The organism is Desulfovibrio gilichinskyi, assembly GCF_900177375.1.
GTDB lineage: Bacteria > Desulfobacterota > Desulfovibrionia > Desulfovibrionales > Desulfovibrionaceae > Maridesulfovibrio > Maridesulfovibrio gilichinskyi.
The window spans coordinates 594,216-611,666 of the sequence record NZ_FWZU01000001.1 but is presented as its reverse complement, the minus strand read 5'-3'; the positions used below and the strand labels follow the sequence as shown (position 1 = coordinate 611,666).

At 40.0% G+C, this 17,451-nt stretch carries 15 protein-coding genes; 5 read left to right on the top strand and 10 right to left on the bottom strand.

Going from position 1 to position 17,451, the window contains the following annotated elements; translation table 11 throughout:
- Window positions 1–116: 116 nt before the first annotated feature.
- The 4 genes from B9N78_RS02885 to B9N78_RS02870 all read right to left on the bottom strand — a co-directional run bounded on the left by B9N78_RS02885 (window position 117) and on the right by B9N78_RS02870 (window position 4,220).
- Complete coding sequence (locus B9N78_RS02885; protein ID WP_085098021.1) at window positions 117–1,040, bottom strand: biotin--[acetyl-CoA-carboxylase] ligase; 924 nt, start codon at window positions 1,038–1,040, stop codon at window positions 117–119.
- 89 nt (window positions 1,041–1,129) lie between these two features.
- A complete protein-coding gene (locus tag B9N78_RS02880; protein WP_085098018.1) occupies window positions 1,130–2,266 on the bottom strand; it encodes a Crp/Fnr family transcriptional regulator in 1,137 nt (378 codons plus the stop codon).
- Between the two features lie 42 nt (window positions 2,267–2,308).
- A complete protein-coding gene (locus B9N78_RS02875; RefSeq protein ID WP_245805446.1) occupies window positions 2,309–3,505 on the bottom strand; it encodes a Crp/Fnr family transcriptional regulator in 1,197 nt (398 codons plus the stop codon).
- Window positions 3,506–3,530: 25 nt separating this feature from the next.
- The gene (locus tag B9N78_RS02870) at window positions 3,531–4,220 is read right to left on the bottom strand and encodes a TVP38/TMEM64 family protein (RefSeq protein ID WP_085098015.1); all 690 of its coding nucleotides are present in this window, start codon (window positions 4,218–4,220) and stop codon (window positions 3,531–3,533) included.
- 80 nt (window positions 4,221–4,300) lie between these two features.
- Here B9N78_RS02870 and B9N78_RS02865 point away from each other — a divergent pair, with 80 nt between their 5' ends.
- On the top strand, window positions 4,301–5,452 hold the full coding sequence (locus B9N78_RS02865) for a tRNA nucleotidyltransferase/poly(A) polymerase-related protein (protein ID WP_085098013.1): 1,152 nt from the start codon (window positions 4,301–4,303) through the stop codon (window positions 5,450–5,452).
- Between the two features lie 78 nt (window positions 5,453–5,530).
- On the opposite strand, the gene B9N78_RS02860 is transcribed toward B9N78_RS02865, so the two are convergent.
- Entirely contained in the window at window positions 5,531–6,025 is a 495-nt protein-coding gene (locus B9N78_RS02860) for a hypothetical protein (RefSeq protein WP_085098011.1), read from the bottom strand.
- A 15-nt stretch (window positions 6,026–6,040) separates the two neighbouring features.
- Window positions 6,041–6,817 carry a hypothetical protein gene (locus B9N78_RS02855; RefSeq protein WP_085098009.1) on the bottom strand — a complete coding sequence of 259 codons (777 nt, stop codon included), beginning with the start codon at window positions 6,815–6,817 and terminating at the stop codon, window positions 6,041–6,043.
- Window positions 6,818–7,144: 327 nt separating this feature from the next.
- Between B9N78_RS02855 and sucD the strand changes: the two genes are divergently transcribed.
- Both sucD and B9N78_RS02845 read left to right on the top strand, forming a co-directional pair.
- Window positions 7,145–9,235, top strand: a complete 2,091-nt coding sequence (sucD, locus tag B9N78_RS02850) for a succinate--CoA ligase subunit alpha (RefSeq protein ID WP_085098006.1) — start codon at window positions 7,145–7,147, stop codon at window positions 9,233–9,235.
- Window positions 9,235–10,326, top strand: coding sequence for a glycosyltransferase (locus tag B9N78_RS02845; protein WP_085098003.1), 1,092 nt, complete (start codon window positions 9,235–9,237; stop codon window positions 10,324–10,326). Before sucD ends, B9N78_RS02845 begins: the two co-directional genes overlap by 1 nt.
- 17 nt (window positions 10,327–10,343) lie before the next feature.
- Here B9N78_RS02845 and B9N78_RS02840 read toward each other — a convergent pair whose 3' ends face one another.
- The 3 genes from B9N78_RS02840 to B9N78_RS02830 all read right to left on the bottom strand — a co-directional run bounded on the left by B9N78_RS02840 (window position 10,344) and on the right by B9N78_RS02830 (window position 12,929).
- Complete coding sequence (locus B9N78_RS02840; RefSeq protein ID WP_085098000.1) at window positions 10,344–10,793, bottom strand: metal-dependent hydrolase; 450 nt, start codon at window positions 10,791–10,793, stop codon at window positions 10,344–10,346.
- A 188-nt stretch (window positions 10,794–10,981) separates the two neighbouring features.
- Complete coding sequence (locus B9N78_RS02835; RefSeq protein WP_085097997.1) at window positions 10,982–12,142, bottom strand: SufB/SufD family protein; 1,161 nt, start codon at window positions 12,140–12,142, stop codon at window positions 10,982–10,984.
- Between the two features lie 25 nt (window positions 12,143–12,167).
- On the bottom strand, window positions 12,168–12,929 hold the full coding sequence (locus B9N78_RS02830; RefSeq protein WP_085097994.1) for an ABC transporter ATP-binding protein: 762 nt from the start codon (window positions 12,927–12,929) through the stop codon (window positions 12,168–12,170).
- 350 nt (window positions 12,930–13,279) lie between these two features.
- On the opposite strand from B9N78_RS02830, the gene B9N78_RS02825 reads away from it, so the two are divergent.
- Entirely contained in the window at window positions 13,280–14,038 is a 759-nt protein-coding gene (locus B9N78_RS02825) for a Smr/MutS family protein (protein ID WP_085097991.1), read from the top strand.
- Window positions 14,031–15,101 carry an STAS domain-containing protein gene (locus B9N78_RS02820; protein ID WP_137982475.1) on the top strand — a complete coding sequence of 357 codons (1,071 nt, stop codon included), beginning with the start codon at window positions 14,031–14,033 and terminating at the stop codon, window positions 15,099–15,101. The genes B9N78_RS02825 and B9N78_RS02820 overlap by 8 nt, the downstream gene beginning before the upstream one ends.
- Here the strand turns inward: B9N78_RS02820 and priA are convergent.
- Window positions 15,098–17,440, bottom strand: coding sequence for a replication restart helicase PriA (gene priA / locus B9N78_RS02815; RefSeq protein ID WP_085097988.1), 2,343 nt, complete (start codon window positions 17,438–17,440; stop codon window positions 15,098–15,100). The two genes, B9N78_RS02820 and priA, sit on opposite strands and share 4 nt — an antisense overlap.
- Between the last annotated feature and the right edge of the window lie 11 nt (window positions 17,441–17,451).

Genomic DNA, 17,451 nt, shown 5'->3' with positions numbered 1-17,451 from the left:
ATCATTGTGCTCGCGAAACAGTCATTTAATTAATTTCGCTTAATATAAGGTGTTTAATTTTTAAATTATATTTTATACACAATCTACTGAATTAAAAATAGATGTATTATAAAAAACTATAGAGGCATAACACTTCCAGAATATACAGTATGCCGGGCTCCGTCTTTCTCAACAATCAGCCCGCCATCCGCAGAAAGACCGCAGATACGCCCTACTGAAACATCTTTAGGACCATCCACGATTCTAACTTCTTCACCGAACCATACTAATTGATCAGCCAAAATTTTAAGAAAATCTTCCGGTTCCTGCATTGAAATAATCGAATCAAACTGGCTTTTAAAATAATCCACAAAATGAATCCAAGTTTCAAGCGGGCCAAGCTGCACTTCTTCAGTATTAATACATGTAGCAGAAACAGCATGATCAGGACGGAGTTGCTCTCTTTCAGGGGCAGAAGCTGTATTTAGACCTATCCCCACCATAATTGTAGATTCGCGCTCTTCAATAAGAATCCCGCCAATTTTCTTACCGTCCTTCAAAAGATCATTAGGCCATTTAAGTTGAACTTCAACGCCTATATCTTTAAGAGCACGACAAGCGAGATAACCGACGATAAGAGGCAAAATTCTTGCCCATACAGGCCGGAATTCCCCGGGAGATCCAGCAGCAATCCCAGGCCACCTGATTGCCCCGTAGATATTGCCGGGGGGTGAAACCCACTCCCGCCTGATTTGGCCGCGTCCAGTGTGCTGTTCAACAGCCAAAACGCTTCCCCACACCGGCAGATCTTCCATAGAATTAAGACGCCACGCAACATCAAGACTTGAAAAGCAGGAACCGCATATAGCTATCGGCCTGCCCGCTCTGGCTCCTGATAACCACGTAGAATAAGTTCGGCACTCATCTTCGACACTATTCCAAGGTCCAAAATGTTCTATATCTCTAGCCCATAAAGGATGAGCCTGGAAAAGCTGCTCAGGGGTTACCTTCGGAATATTACTTTCATCTTTGCCGCTGACAATGGTAATTCTTGTAATCATGGTATATTATCTCATCTACTAAGGTTTTTTGGCAAGAGTTGACACCGTTGTTTTTAACTTACTATAGAGAAGGTTTGATCAATACCAACTTATTCCCTATTGCCAGATTTAATCTCTCTAATTATCTCAAGTAATTCTTCTTCAACTTCATCGGCTTCATTCTGATCAATCGCATCTAACCCTTTTGATTCTTTGGTAATTGCATTTGCAATTTTTTCAGAAATAGTTGCTAGGATTCTGTCTCTGCCGTCTTCCTCTGCAATTGTGAGTAGAATTCCAAGCTTATAATATCCAAGTCTACTGAAAACCTGTTTCAAAGTGCCTATGTCAACAAAAACAATATCGTTAACACCCTCCAACTCTTCAATGGACTTGCGCTTTCTCTTGTTTTCCTGAAAATAATCATCACCTTTCTTTTCAGCCCACTTAACAGTAGCACCTTTGTGTAAAACACAAATATCTTCAGGGAAATCGCCAACGCCGATTTTTTTATAGATCAGCTCCGGAAGTGAATCAAACATATCAGAAAAATCCTGAATATCCACGTATTCGCTATAACAATTATTTCCAACGAATCTATTAACATCATTAGATAAAGTTTCAGAAACTTCCAAAAAATGCTCCGGATCAATAATTGAAAGATAAACCCTGCTTACCATCTTGCTTTTTTTTATAAGATTGAAAGAACACGCGGCAGTAATCATCCTTTCCACTTCAGACTCTGAAATGTTAATAATAGTGGTAAGTTCAGAGCAAAATTCTTTGTAATTAACACCAAAATCTTTGTCAGGATCTGGAGAGTTTGTAAATATTCTGTATTTGAGATCAAGAAGCCGGCACATGGTCATCCAGATGTTACCGCTTCTGTTTTCAGTTATATTCTTATTAGCAGTAGCAAGCCTTGCAGCCAGCACCCGTGTAAGGTGAAATACTGTAGGATGACTCTTTTTAAGCAAAGTTAAAATAAGCTTAGCCGTTAAAACCATAAGTGTACAACTGGTTTCGGCTTCCGCCCCTGCAACTCTGGGATTCTTCGAAATTATAGCCATTTCTCCAAATATTTCCCCGGGGCCAAGCGTAGCCAGAACATTATTAATTCCGTGAATCTGCTTAACAATATTAACAGTTCCTTTGGTGATCATATATGCAACGCTGCCCATATCCCCTTCACTGAAAATAAGGTCACCTTTAGAAAACGTTATTGACTCCGGTTTAAAAGAGTTCACTCTGCAACTCCGTAAACAAAGATTTCTCTTGGCATCATCAAGCTATAACCCTTTCATTTTTTTACTTAGATCTATTACTTCGTCTGAACATTCCAATACATCTAAATCGTTGACATTCCGAACGGGTGGAGGTTCTGACTGAAGTACAGACGCTTGTTTTTTATTAATATTATATAAAATTTTAGCTTTATTCTGCTCGTCAGCCGCAGAATATAGAATAGAGATTCTATGGTAATCAAAAGACTTCAACGCCTGTTGCAGTGTAGGATTATCAATAAAAATTAAATCATTAACATTTTCAATTTCACTCAAGGCTTTTTTGGGCCGCTTAAATTTTTTAAAAAAATCAGGTTCCTTATCCTGACTCCATTTTAAAGCTTTAGCCCTATTAAAAAAGAACAGGTTTTCTGGAAAATCTTCTTTCATCACTTTGTTGTAGATAACTTCAGGTCGACTCCCGGTTCTAACCGCAAGGTCACTGAAAGTCATAAAATTCATTCGATATTCAACTTCAGCTCCAATCTCCTTCACTTCTGAATACAACCTTCTAAGAGAAGGCATAAACTCCTTACAATCAGGAATATTGATATATTTTTCAGTAAAAGCAATTTTATGACATTTCGACTTTGACTTAATATCAATCAATCTAAGCTTAAAAATTGTTTGAAGAAATGAATCTATTTCAATGGCGGAAAAGACTGCAAAACTTTTTACTGTTTCGGTAAATGATTTTACAGACAGCCCCATATCATAATTTTCTATTTCACGTTTCTTGTCTCTTGGAGTGTACGCATAATCTTTGTATGCAAGATCTAAAATAGTAGCCAGAGAGAGAAACGGCCCACCTTCATCAACTGTAACGGCTTCAGTATCTACCCTTAAAACCCGCGCGGCCAGAAGTTCTACAATTTTTCTTACAGTTACAGGCGATGCTTCAAGCAGCCTGTTCATAATCTCTTTTGTCAACGGAACTAATTCACAGTAACTTGCGGCTTCAGCACTGGCAGAACGTTTTTCATGCGCTAAAAGCGACATTTCTCCAAAAATATCACCACGGTTAAGAGTCATTAAGACCGTTTTTTTATTATCTATATTTTTGAAAACATTAACTGAACCGGATTTAATCATGTAAGCAACGTTACTTTCCTGCCCTTCATGGAAAATAATCTTACCTTTATGGTAATTTTTAATCGTAGGAGATGTCTTAGTCGTCATTGACGTTAAAGGAGATCTGGCCATAATTTAATAAAAATCCTTATTCAAATTATGCAGTTTTATCAGTATTTCTTGCTCTTACAAAACTAACTGCTTTACGGACAAAAAGTGGAAAAAATCCTAAGACCATAAAAGAAATTATTAAGCTCGGCTGAACTATATCAGATACAGAAGTAATTTTTCCAAGCTCTTTTCCGGCATTAACAAAAACCATTGTTCCGGGTAACATTCCTACCTGAGAGACCCAGTAAAAAGTTCGAAGCCTTATAGGAGTAAGCCCCATAACCAGATTGATAACAACGAAAGGAATAGCCGGAATAAGGCGCATTGTGAATAAATAGAATGCACCTTCGTTCTTAATTCCGTTGTTGACTTTCTCCAGCTTATCTCCAAACCTCCGTTGCACATAGTCTCTAAATAAATATCGCGAGAAAAAACAGGCAATTGTTGCTCCGAGAGAGCTTGCAAACGAAATGGTTATCACGCCGGTGGTAAAACCGAAAAGAGCTCCTCCGGCAAGGCCCAGTATCGCAGCTCCTGGCAAGTTAAGACCGACAATAGCAACATAAATTAAAAAAAATCCGAAGACAGAACTGAATGGATGCAAATCATAAAATGCTTGGAATTCCTGTCTTGAGTTCTTTAAATAGTTCAAGGTAAGAAATCTATCAAGATCAAAGGCAAAAAATAGAATTATTCCAGCCGCCAACAATATAAGTACTAATATTTTATTTTTCATTTATTATAAGATATCATCTCTTGAGATTTTGGCAAGTTTTCTTAATCTTTTATCATGCATAGAATAGATTCAGTAACAATATGAAAAATAAAAATAAACCAGTGTCAATTTTGATGGTCGGCGGAGCAGTTCGCGACCTGCTGCTCGGGAAAAAACCGCATGACTTTGACTTTCTGGTTGCGTCCGGTTCAGTTGATCAGTTTAAAAAACAATTTCCATATGCGAAACCTGTTGGCAAATCATATGAAGTTTTTTTTCAAAAAGGTTTTGAATTTTCCTTTCCAAGAGTAACCGGACAAACTGTTGATGAAACTATAGATCTAGATCTTGCCGCGAGAGACTTCACTATAAACAGCTTTGCTCTTGACGCTGAGGGGGAACTGTATGTTCACCCGAACGGACTCGAAGATTTAGCCTCTAAAACCCTGCGACCGGCATTTTCAGAAACATTTAAAGTTGACCCGTTACGGGTTTTCCGCGCCGCCACCTTTCTTGCCAGATTTCCGGAATTTACAGCGCACCCTGATTTGATAAACAAAATGCGCGAAGCTTCTGCAAAAGGCTGGCTGGAAACGATTGCTCCTGACAGAATCGGAGTTGAGCTGCTTAAAGCTTTAAAAAGCGACAAACCTGGTAATTTTTTAAAAACGCTTCAAGAAACAAATTGCTTTGAACCTTGGTTCACAGAGTTCAAAACCGCAGATAAAATCGTTGCCGGACCACCGGAATTTCACGATAAGTCTGTGCTGGGCCATACTGCAGAATTAATGGACAAAACTTCCGGCAATCCACTCACCTGCTGGATGGCTATGTGTCATGATCTGGGAAAAATTTTAACCCCGTCAGACCTGTTGCCGGCGCACCATGGACATGAGAAAAAAGGTATTAAGCTGGCATCAGCTCTTGGTACAAGGTTGCTCCTTCCGAATAAGTTTATAAAGGCAGGAGAAGTAGCGGCTGCGCTGCATATGAAAGCTGGAAAATATAATCAACTTCGCCCGGGAACAAAAGTAGACTTGCTTATAGAGCTGCACAAAAATGATTTGGTAGAAAATATGAGAAATCTTTGCCGCGCCGATAAAAATGAAGACATAATGACAAATGCAATGACAGATTTAACTGAAATATTAAAAATATCCCTACCTGAAAACGATAGGAATTTAGGGAAAAAATCTGGAGAGAAACTTAGGGAGATGCGTGCTCACAAGTTAATTAAAGAAAATAGATCTTAAATTTAATATGTTACCATATTAAAAAACAGCTTTCGTTATTCAAAACGAAAGCTGTTTCAAAGCAACATGGCAGCAAAACTATTCAAACAAAAATTTATATCGAGTTGTGATTTCATCAGTTATGTTCATAAGTTTTGCAGCAGTGGTATCAACGCTTGTAACATTAACGGTTCCAATACGCTCATCAAGGTAAAACGGAACCACATCCTCACTTTCTGCAAAAGTCCATACAACCGAATAAATTGAACCTATTTCCGGTCTTTCATTAAACTCACTGCGGGAAACAACTCTGATTCGAACGGATTTTTGTTTTTTATCAGCTAATCTGAACAAGACAGATTTCCTAAAGTTTTCCTTTAACTTTAAAGCAAGAGTACCGCCTAACTCATCATCTCCAAAATGTTCAACAACTACAGCTAATCCGTCATTTTTATTAATGTCTTTCGTATTATCACTCACGGGAGCAGGCTTTGATTCTGCATCCGGAACAGCCATTTCCTGAGCAGCAACAGCCGATATAGAAAAGCTCCATACAGTCAGAACAAAAATAAATAATACAAACACTTTTTTCATCTGAAGGCTCCTGAATTAAAGACTTTCCCGCAATTCTTTTAACAACTCTTTCACTTGAATTTTATTCTCTGCATACATCTTGGCGCAAAAGTCACTAAGAAAAGAAAGACTAGCGTCATCGTTTGGCAATTCTGGAAAATCCGGTAAACCAAACCCTCCAATATTAATCGGCTTAAAAGCCATCTGACCGTCTATAACGGCACATTCAGGACCTACACATCCTGCAATTTTTTCTTTTTCTACAGCTTCATGATCAAGCGACTTGGCGAATTTAAGCACATTTGAAGGAGAGGTATTGTTGTTAACTTTATCAATTTTGCGGTTAACCTCTTCTGCAAAAAGATTAAAATCCATAAAATTTACAGACCTCATTTTACGACCATGATGAGATCCATCATCGGTAAAAACTCCATTCATATAGACTTCTATGCGCGAAGCAAGCTGGTGATAAGCAAGACTAACCCATTTAGTATACTCACTTTTACTTGTCAGCGAAAAAGTCGGCGTATCCTCAAAACGAGAACATTCAGTCTGCTTGGGAAATTTAAAAATATTCCGGTTAATTTCAGCCAGTTCCCAAAATTTTTTATATCCGTCTTCTCCAAGACAAACCTTTTGAAGCAAAGCGCATGACTTGAATATTCCATCAACTTTTTCTAAAAGTTGCTTTGACAAGGTATCTAAATACTCCAAAGAATCATCAATATCCTTTCTTGCACTAAAAAAGGTGTCTGCAATATCATTTAAAACTTCATCTGCTAGAGCATTAGATAAATCTTTAAAATCTGCCATTTTTTAATCCTTAATTATCTTATCAATATAATTAAGCTACAGTTTACTTATTTGATTTCCACTTTAACCTGCTTAGAATAATGATCAATACCCTTCCGGCAGAAAAAAACAGAATAGTATTTATCTTTTGAACTTGAGAGTGCCATATATTTGCATTATACGCTATTATCATTAGTCTCGTCAGAAACTTATTTTCTGACAAACATATTGATATTCTAGTAAATTTAGTGTTCTGAAACAGACTTATGCTGATTTAATATCTTTGACTCGAGACTAGTAATCTAAATTGACTCTTAAAGTTATAACTGTAGCCGTGCTGGAGGGTAAATGCTGCTTAATGAACATCTCAGCAAGACACTGCTAAAAGAGGCCGCCGGAATTCCTGTTCCAACAGGAGTTAAAATAACCACAAAAGATTTACCTGATTTAGAACCATACTTTCCTCTGCCTTGGATTTTAAAAGCACAAGTCCCGGTGGGAGGGCGTGGAAAAGCCGGCGGGATTAAAAAAATTGAATCCAAAGAAGAATATGAAACAATTGCGCGTCAGATTCTATCTATGGAAATTAAAGGTAACAAAGTTCCTTTTCTCAGAGCAGAGCCTGCAATTGATATTCGGCAGGAATTTTACCTTTCGCTCACCCTTTCAAGACAACGCCGCAAAGTTATGATGACTGTCGGACGTGAAGGCGGTGTTGAAATAGAAAACATGGGACCCGAAAATCTTCTGGTCCAAGAAATAGGCTTACCCGGAGGATTACATCCCAACCAGATCAGGGCCGCATTCTTTCACATCGGGATTGCCAGAGAACTGTTTGCCGATTTCAGCTTAATAGTTACAAATTTATATAAAACAATGATTGATTACGGACTATTGCTAGCAGAGATCAATCCGCTGGCATTAACAGGATACGGTAAACTACTCGCCCTTGATGGTAAAATTGAAATGGATGATAACATTGTTGATATCAACCCTGCTTTTGAACGTTTTTACCAGCCGGAACATTCAACCCGCGAAGAAAATATGGCGCGTGACGCCGGAATGAGTTTTGTTTCACTGAAAGGATGGGTCGGACTTATTGCCAACGGAGCAGGTCTGGCGATGGCTTCAATGGACGCTCTCAACTTCTCAGACCTGCCTGCCGCCAACTTCCTTGACCTTGGCGGGGCTGCGGATCAGAAACGTATTGAAACAGCCTTAGATCTGCTTTTTAATGACAAACAGGTTGGAGCTATTTTTATAAACCTGTTCGGCGGAATACTTTCCTGTGAACTTGTTGCCAAGGCTCTAGTTGCCGCCCTTGGTGGAAAGGAGCCGGAAAAACCGATTGTAGTACGTATGTCCGGGAACAGCGCGGAAAAAGGTCTTAAAATACTTAAAGATATCAACAGTGACAAACTGCACCGCGCTCGCAACATGCATGAAGCTATCGAAACACTTAGATCGCTAAAACCTACAAATGCCCAAAAAATTACATTTGCACCTCCCATTTCGGCAATGCCTGAAGTGACAATTAAAGACGTTGGATACAAATCCTCCAGCTTCTTTGAAATAAATAAAGACACTCCTATACTGGTACAAGGCATAACAGGACATGAAGGACGCCTTCATACACGCCTTATGCTCGAATACGGCAGCAACATTGTTGCCGGAGTAACACCGTTTAAAGGCGGTCAGGAAGTTTTAGGAGTGCCTGTTTACAACAGTATTAAAGAGGCTCAGCTGCATCACGAAATAGGTGCAAGCATTATTTTTGTACCTCCCAAGCTGGCTGCGGATGCAATTCTGGAAGCTGCGTCATGCGAAATACCGTGGGTTGTGTGCATTACGGAAGGCATTGTCCAAAGCTCCATGCTGAACGTACTTGAACAGATTAAGGGCGGGAAAACTCGAGTAGTCGGTCCCAACACTCCCGGACTGATCGTTCCCGGACAAACCAAAATAGGGATATTGCCGACAACTCCATTTTCACCCGGACCTGTAGCTGTCCTGTCCCGAAGCGGAACCCTTACATATGAAGTTGCAGACCGCTTAAATCAGGTAGGTATCGGACAATCGCTCAGTGTAGGAATCGGCGGTGATTCATATATCGGGACCACTTTTGCGGATATGTTTGAAATGCTGCGTAACCACGATGAAACCAAGGCTGTAATGGTTCTAGGCGAAATCGGCGGAACCGCGGAGCAGGATCTTGCTGACTATGTAATTAAAACAGGATTTGACAAACCCGTGCTTTCCTTTATTGCTGGGCAGACAGCACCTCCCGGAAAACGTCTCGGCCATGCAGGTGCTATTTTGCAGGAAGGAACCGGAGTTCAAGGCAAACTCGAAAAAATGCGTTCCGCAGGCTTCACCGTCTGCCCAAGTCTTGAATCTATCCCACAGCTCACAGCGGACGCTCTCGGAATTAAATTATAGTGAATCAAAACGTTTGTTTTTTTAATAGTAATAAAGCGTGGGGCGGCGGGGAAAAATGGAATCATCATTTTTCCCTGCTCCTGCGTGATAAAGGATACCGAGTTTTTGTGGTCACGAATCACGACTCAGAACTAAAGAAACGATTGGAAAACGAGCCTGGAATAACTCTTCACAGTGAATCAATCGGCAATCTTTCGTTTTTAAATCCAGCCATAATGCGGCGTCTTAAATATTTTTTTCAGCAAAATGACATCAAAACGGTCATTACCGCCCTGCCGTCAGACATTAAAAGCGGCGGTTTTGCTGCCAAGTGTGCCGGAGTTTCCAAGGTTATCTATCGTCGCGGCATTGCTGTTCCGGTTAAAAACAGTTTCCTCAACAGAATTATATACTCAAAGGTTGTTGACCGTTTAATAGTAAATTCTCTTGAAACCAAACGCACGGTACTTGCCGCCAACAAGAACCTTATTGACGAATCAAAAATCAGATTAATTCATAACGGGTTTGACGTTGCTGAATTTGATAAGCAATCAAGTGACCCACTTTACTCTAAATCCGGAGATGAAATAATTATCGGAAATGCGGCAAGACTGACAGCTCAAAAAGGACAAAAACACCTGATTGAAGCAGCCGAAATTTTAAAAAAGAAAGGTCTTAATTTCCGTATACTGATCGCCGGAAAAGGCGAAATGGAAGAGGAACTGAAAGAATATTCAGCAAAGCATGGCGTAACTGATGTGGTCGATTTTATAGGCTTTGTTAAGGATATGAAATCATTTTACATGTCACAGGATATTTTCTGCCTGCCATCGCTATGGGAGGGATTCGGTTATGCTCTTGTTGAAGCAATGACCCTTGAAAAACCCGTTGTCGGATTTGAAATAAGTTCAAATCCGGAAGTAGTTAAAAACGAAATAACTGGAATTTTAGTGCCGTCTGAAAATTCATTACAGCTGGCTGAAGCTCTTGAAAAACTCATTTTAAATAAAGAATTACGCAATCAAATGGGTAAAGCTGGTAGAGAAAGAGTCTTAAACAAATTCAATACGCCGCTTGTTTTAGGAAAATTAATTGATCTGATTGAAGAATAATACTGTGAAAAATTTAATTATAACTCTCGATCAAGCAGTAAATGCGAAAAATAACCAGTCACAAAAGCCACATAATAAGGCAGTAAAGTCGGAAACGGTTGCCCGTAAATATAGTATGGCAGCACCAGCATAGGCATTGGAACTAACAACATTGCCCACCAAGTGTGCGTCCATCCGCGATGCGCACTTATCCCCGGAAGCATTGCTAAAATTCCAAGATATGCTGCCCACTGGAATTCTTTGAAGTAGATAAGTGCAAGCGAAAGCAGCAACATCCCTGAATAGAAAACCCGTTTACCTTTTGAATCCGTATCAATATCGGGGAAAAGTGCACCAAGCACACACAGCACTGTCAGGACAGCCACCTGCTGCGGTTCGACAATATACATTCCGATATTAACCAGCAGTAAAAGGACCAGCAATCCGGCAACGATAGATCCGCTAATATGTACTCTGTATCCTGGCATCTTAATTCCTAAAAATTTTACTTATCAATAATTATAAGCTGTTATAACAATGAAAGATTGCTTATATGGAAAAGTTGTAATCTTGTCCATTACAGCTGTTATCAGACATTAAGCTTTGATAAGACCCAATAAAAAAAGTGCCCTTCCATATGGAAAGGCACTTTGATAAAACTGTTTAACTCTAAAAATTACATAGCGTTGTTCGAATCAAGCTCTGCAATCTGCTTATCTATTTCAATCTGAAGCTTTTTAGGCAATTTCATATCATCAACGTTCAGGAATCCGCGAACAATTGTAGAAGTCGCTTCGTCCTCATCCATTCCGCGCGCCATCAAGTACTCAATCTCTTCTTGAGCAATTTTACCTACAGCAGCTTCATGTGAGAGCTCAACGCCTTCTACAGTCGCTTCAAGCTCTGGAACAGCGTGGATAATCCCGCCGCCTAGAAGTAAGCCCTGACACTCAAGATGCCCGCGTGCCGGAGCACAGTTTCCCTGAATATGACCACGGGCAATAATTTTACCACCGGTAGTTATGGTGCGGGAAATAATCTCGCCTCTTGTGTTCGGAGCATTCTGAATAATACGGGTTCCGGAATCGATATGCGAACCTTCAGGGGCAACCAAAACAGAGTTGAAACGGGCAACAGCCCCTTCACCGTTGAGGTAAATAGTAGGGTAGGATTGCAGGTCTTTAACTTTTTTAAGCAGAACATAGTTGTTAAGAAGAACTCCGCCTTCTTCAACTACGCCTACAGTTCTAGGGCGAACTACTACATTTTCACCCCAGTTATGAACCATTGTAAAAGTAATCTTAGCGTTCTTCTTAACGTAAATTTCAGTGATACCGAAATGTGCCCCCATAGAGGTACTATGTGCGGCGGCGCAACCGGTAATAATTTGAAGCTCTGAATCTTCTTCGACAATAATTATGTTGTGAATATTCTGGCCTGACTGCTCTGCTTTAAGAAACAGACACGACTGAACAGGAGCTTTAACTTTTGCGCCCTTTTTAGTGCGTACAAAGTAACCGCCATGAAGATTCTCAGCAGCTGATTTTGTAAATTCATCTTTATCTTTATCAATCAGCTTGAAATAATATTCAGGAAGGCCGTCATATTTCTCCAGTGCTTTTTTGATGTCCATAACTTCAACGTCTTTGTCGGTAGAACCGCAATGAACGTTGGAATGGTCAACCTGCAAAAAAGTTCCGCTGGTTTCTGCTGAATCAACATCGACACCGGCCATAAGCAACTGTTCTTTATCTTCCGCATTTAAAGTTGAAAGATCAGCTACAGCAGCATGCTCAAGGCCACTAAATTTATATAAATTGAGATCAACTTTTTTCATAATTTTCTCCGTGGAGTTTATGCTTCTACTTCAAGCATTTAACGCATTCTTGATAACCATATTGACGAATATGTTCCAGAATGTCGCGAGGTCTGGCTTCACAGCAGAGGTGCCCGTTGTAAAGGACCTGTCCACGGTCAGCGTTAATATAGTCGAGAATATGCCCTGTATGCGTGATGATAAGTCCACATGATCTAGGACTTCTTGCTTTCTGTTCTTTCATGCTGAGATCCACAGCAGGCTGTATTTCGCCGTCAAGGAGGGTGCGGACCATTTTACCGATAAGGTGCATGTTTTCAAGATCGACACCGGATTCAGGTTCATCGAAAAGAAGCATATCAGGGTTCTGAGCCATCAGTTGAAGCAGCTCTGATCTTTTAATTTCACCACCGGAAAAACCGGCGTTGATATCACGATCAAGAAAAGTCTGCATATTCACTTTTTCGGCAAGCATTTCAACATCAACATTCGAACCGTTTCCACACATTTTAACTAAATGTCTGGTTTTAAGACCGTGAATGGTAGGCGGACGCTGGAAAGACATGCCGACTCCAAGGCGGGCGCGTTCATAAATAGGGGCGTATGTAATATCTTTGCCCTTAAAAATAATTTTACCGGAAGTTACTTTATAATTACTAAAACCCATAAGAGTCATTAATAAAGAGGTCTTACCAGATCCGTTAGGTCCAAAAAGAATAAAGGTTTCCCCTTCTTTTATATGTAAGTCCAGGCCGTTGATGACCGTCTTGTCGCCAATCTTGACGTGCAAGTCTTCTATCTTAAGCATTGAGTTCCCTCACTTTACAAGCGATATGTCAAAAGCATTATCATTTAGTTAAATTAAAAACGCTTTCAAGAGCTAATAAATTAAACTTTTCAAGTCCAGAATTAAAAAGCATTTTTTTCACAATAAGAATAAACTGGAAAATTATATTTAAAAGGAATATTTATCACACTGGAAAGATGTAAAACATAATTAAAAAGTTTCCAGATTTGATTCGTAGCTTACAAAAAATGTACACGAGAATGAAAATGTCAAGCAGACAACTAACAAAAACTTATATTTTAGACATAGATTGATTTACTTAAGCTTAAATTATGACTAGTTTACATCTTCTATTTTTCAGGAGAAACAATATGGCTGATAAAAGAATGAAATCGTTTACAGACTTAAAGTCTATGAAGTTTAAAGATAACAATAAAAATATAAAAACTGACCCCAAAATGCCAAAATCTGTTCAGAAAGTTCTTGAATCATTAAATAAAAAAAAAGAACAGGTTAAACTGGAAGATAACAATTCGCAGGAAGATGCTCCTATTGAAGAAGAGATGGCCTTTTTGAATGCCATGGCAGGTGTTAAAAAAATGGACAACTCAACTGTTAAAGTTAAACGTGTTAAGCCTGAAGTACCTGTCCCCTGCTCTGAAGATACAGACAATGAACATTTAAGCAATCTGATTTCAGGAAATATTGATTTTGATCTGGAATATTCAGATGAATTCATGTTCGGACATGTTTGCGGAATTGATTCAAAAATATATCAAAAACTGAAATCAGGTGCATACAGCTATGAGGCTCACATAGATCTTCATGGCATGACGGCCGAACAGGCTTTCGATAACCTCATGTTTTTCATCAGAGAATCATTTCTCCAAGACCACAGGTGTTTGCTTGCAGTTACCGGTAAGGGCAAAAATTCTCCAGGCGGTTTCCCCATTTTAAAGAGAGAAATTTACGACTGGCTTACGCGTGACCCTTTCCGGAGAGTTGTTTTAGCTTTTTGCACGGCGCAACCTAAAGACGGAGGTTCCGGAGCTATCTACATTCTGTTGCGCAGGCAAAAAAAGATTAAAGGAAAGGTAAAGTGGGATAAAGGAATCAATTGGGATGAATAACTTCATTGAATCCAGTCAAATCAGGATTGCTTTTGGAATCCCATTTGACAGTTTGGACTTCCATGAACTTTTAGTTGCAGTGGGCGAACTTGCTGCGTCCGGAAAAAAACATTTTATTTTTGCAGCTTCCTTTCCGTGGATTTTGGAGTACGGCCGAAATCCACTTAACAGGCTGAACGAAACAGACATATTTATTGCTGCTGATTCAAATATAATCGGATTAGCCGAAAAACTTGGGCAGACAATAAAAATGCCCATAGAATACTTTGAATTCCCTGAACAAATTGCTCTGATTTGCGCTCATTACGGATTTAGGCTGCTTCATGTTTCCAGCACCGCGCTAAAAACGGATATACTTGTTCGCGACGGGTATGTGCCTTTATCGTGGGATTTATTTACCAATTTTAAAATTTCAGACTGCTTAGATGAAAAACATAAAGATTCAATAATCTCAAGTGCCGTCAGTTCAAAACCTGATATTATCTTAATATCCGCATCTCCTGACAATTTAAGAACATATATCCCTGAAATTCATAAAAACATTCCAAATTGTTTACTGATCTGCACTCCGAAAGACGAAACAAGATCCACACTGAGTGATAGAATCAGAAATATAATTTCACCATTAATTCTAGCCCGCCAAGAAACCTGTTTACTGAGGCACATGACTGAATCATGTGCAAATTCAATCCAAAGTTCCGTCAGCTATGATGACAAATCCGAACAATCTGTAATCAGAGTTTCAGGAGTTTTAAGTTCCAGAGTCGTTTCAGATCTTAGAAGAATTGGTAAAAAAGTATTTAGAACAGGTAAGAATCTTGAGCTTGATTTATCAAGCACTACGGCAGTTTCCATTAAAGGATTAGAAGAAATATTTTATCTGCATCGCCTGTTTAAAAACGCAGGGAAAAAGTTTTTTATTCGAGAAATCTCTCCAGAAGCCCTGACTCTTTTTCATCAATCCGGAATAGCTTCATTTTTTGATAACATACCCGGAATAGCTGATGACATGGACATTGAGAACATGGACATTGATACTATAGATATTAATGACCAGAACTAAAGCATATTAACCGGATCAAGATCGAGAGTAATTCGTATATTTTTTGCATCCGGATTACTCCTCATCATTTCAGCATATAAATCACGGGTTTTAACCCAATCTCCAGATTTAATCAGGCAATTAAACCGTTTGCGCCCTCTAAGCTGAGAAAGCGGCGCCGGAACAGGTCCCAGAGCCATCAGCCCTATTTTCATGGCAGATTCTCTTATCTGCTTGAAAAAAGGAGTACACAGTTCATCTCCATCCCAGCTGAGAGGATAACTGATTCTGATCAGTGCTAATTTAGTAAACGGCGGATATTTGAATTTACGTCTCTTCTCAATTTCATGTTCAAAAAAAGTTTTATAATCTGCGGAAGTAACAGAACTCCAGATCGGATTTTCCGGGTTTCTGGTTTGAATAATAACCTCACCTGGTTTATCTCCTCTGCCTGCCCTGCCTGAAACCTGAACCAACAACTGGAATGTCCGCTCCGCAGACCTGTAGTCAGGAAGATTGAGCCCCAAGTCGCCTTCAGAGACAACAACAAGGGTAACTCCGGGGAAGTTATGCCCCTTTGATAACATTTGCGTCCCAACAAGAACCTGAGCGTCTCCTCTGGCGAAACTTTTAAGAATCTCCTCCAGCCTTTCCTGTCTGCGGGTACTGTCCCTGTCCATACGTAAAATTTTTGTTTCAGAAGGCAACGCCTTTGCAACTTGCTCCTCCAGTCTTTCCGTGCCGCCGCCGAGCGGAAGCAAATGGCTGCCGCCGCACATAGGACAAGGAAGCGGAAAAGAATGTGCATTTCCGCAATAATGGCAAATCAGCCGTTCTCTGCCTTTATGATATGTCATGCTGACATTACAGTGCGGACATTTAATCGGCTCTTCGCAGTCAGTGCAATAAATCAATGGCGAAAAACCACGGCGATTCAGCATAATAACAGCCTGTTCGCCTCGTGCAATGACTTCTTTCAGCCTGTCCTCAGTCTCAAAAGCAAATGGCTGTTCAGGATTTTTTATCTTGCTTGTATCAACTATCCGCACTTCCGGCAGCATGCTTTTCCCGACACGATTCTCCATAGAGATCATGCTGAAAGCTCCTTGCTGTGCTGCATAAAAAGTCTTTAAATCAGGTGTTGCGGAACCTAAAATTAATAAACTGTTTGTTTTCTGAGCTAGAAAATACGCTACTTCTTTAGCCTGATAAGGAAGACGTTCTTCTTGTTTATATGATTCGTCGTGCTCTTCATCCACAATAAACAAACCCGGATTTTGAATCGGCAAAAAAAGCGCAGACCGTGTTCCGATTATTAAAACAGGATTATTCGAGGATGAAACGGCTCGGAAAATAGCTTCCTTGCGCACCGGAGTCTGATAGCCATGATATAAATATTTTTCTGAATCTGGAAAAAGTGGGCAAATACTGTTCCACAGAGAATATGCAAGAGCTATTTCAGGCACAAGGATTACCGCAGAACGGCCTTGCTCCATACATTTACGGGCAGCTGTCATATATACAAGAGTCTTTCCGCTGCCGGTAATTCCATGCAGCAGTTTTACTTCCATCTTATCACTGTCAAGTGCAGATTCTATTTCGACTATAGCAGATTCCTGCTGCTCTGTAGGAACAAAATCCCAATCATCGGAGCTGACCGTACATTTCTCGGACGGGTCCAATTCTTCGGCAGGAGGCGGCCCTACTCTCAAAAGTAAATCCGACTGTAACTTATTAATAACCCCGGTCGTCCAATCGCCCATCACTATTTTCAAAAAACCTTTTTCGCGAGGACCGTTTTCATAGATATATTCTAAAATCTGCAACTGACGCGCTGCATTAGGCCGAACAGGCCACGGAGGATCAGCCGTCAAACTTACATATTCTTCCTTTTCAATAGCCGTGGGCAAGCAAACATTCATCCTGTCTTCATTATAAATGTGAACAAGTTGCATTCTTGAATTAAACGACATGCGTGCGAGATCAACACCTTTCAAACGTGTTGGAAAATCTTTATCAGCTATTTTAAACGATAGTTTAGCACTTCTAAATCGCTTGGGTACAACATTTTCCAGAACTTTACCAAGCGGTTGCAACTGTCTGGAAGCAATATTTCTGTATAAATGAAAATGCGTTACATTTAGAAGCGGCTTCTTTTCAAGAGGCCAGATTATCGATTTTAACTCAATATTCTGTGGTGGTTCCGGCTGAGTTTCGATTAAAAAAGCAACTCGGATTGATTTGCCGAGCGGAACAAGCACACGCTGACCTTCCTGAAGATCAGGAAGGTCAGCAGGGGCTGAATAAGTATAGATAGAATAAGGAGGGCTGGCGAGGCAGGCCTGCCAGAGTATAGGCATTTTGTTTCCGA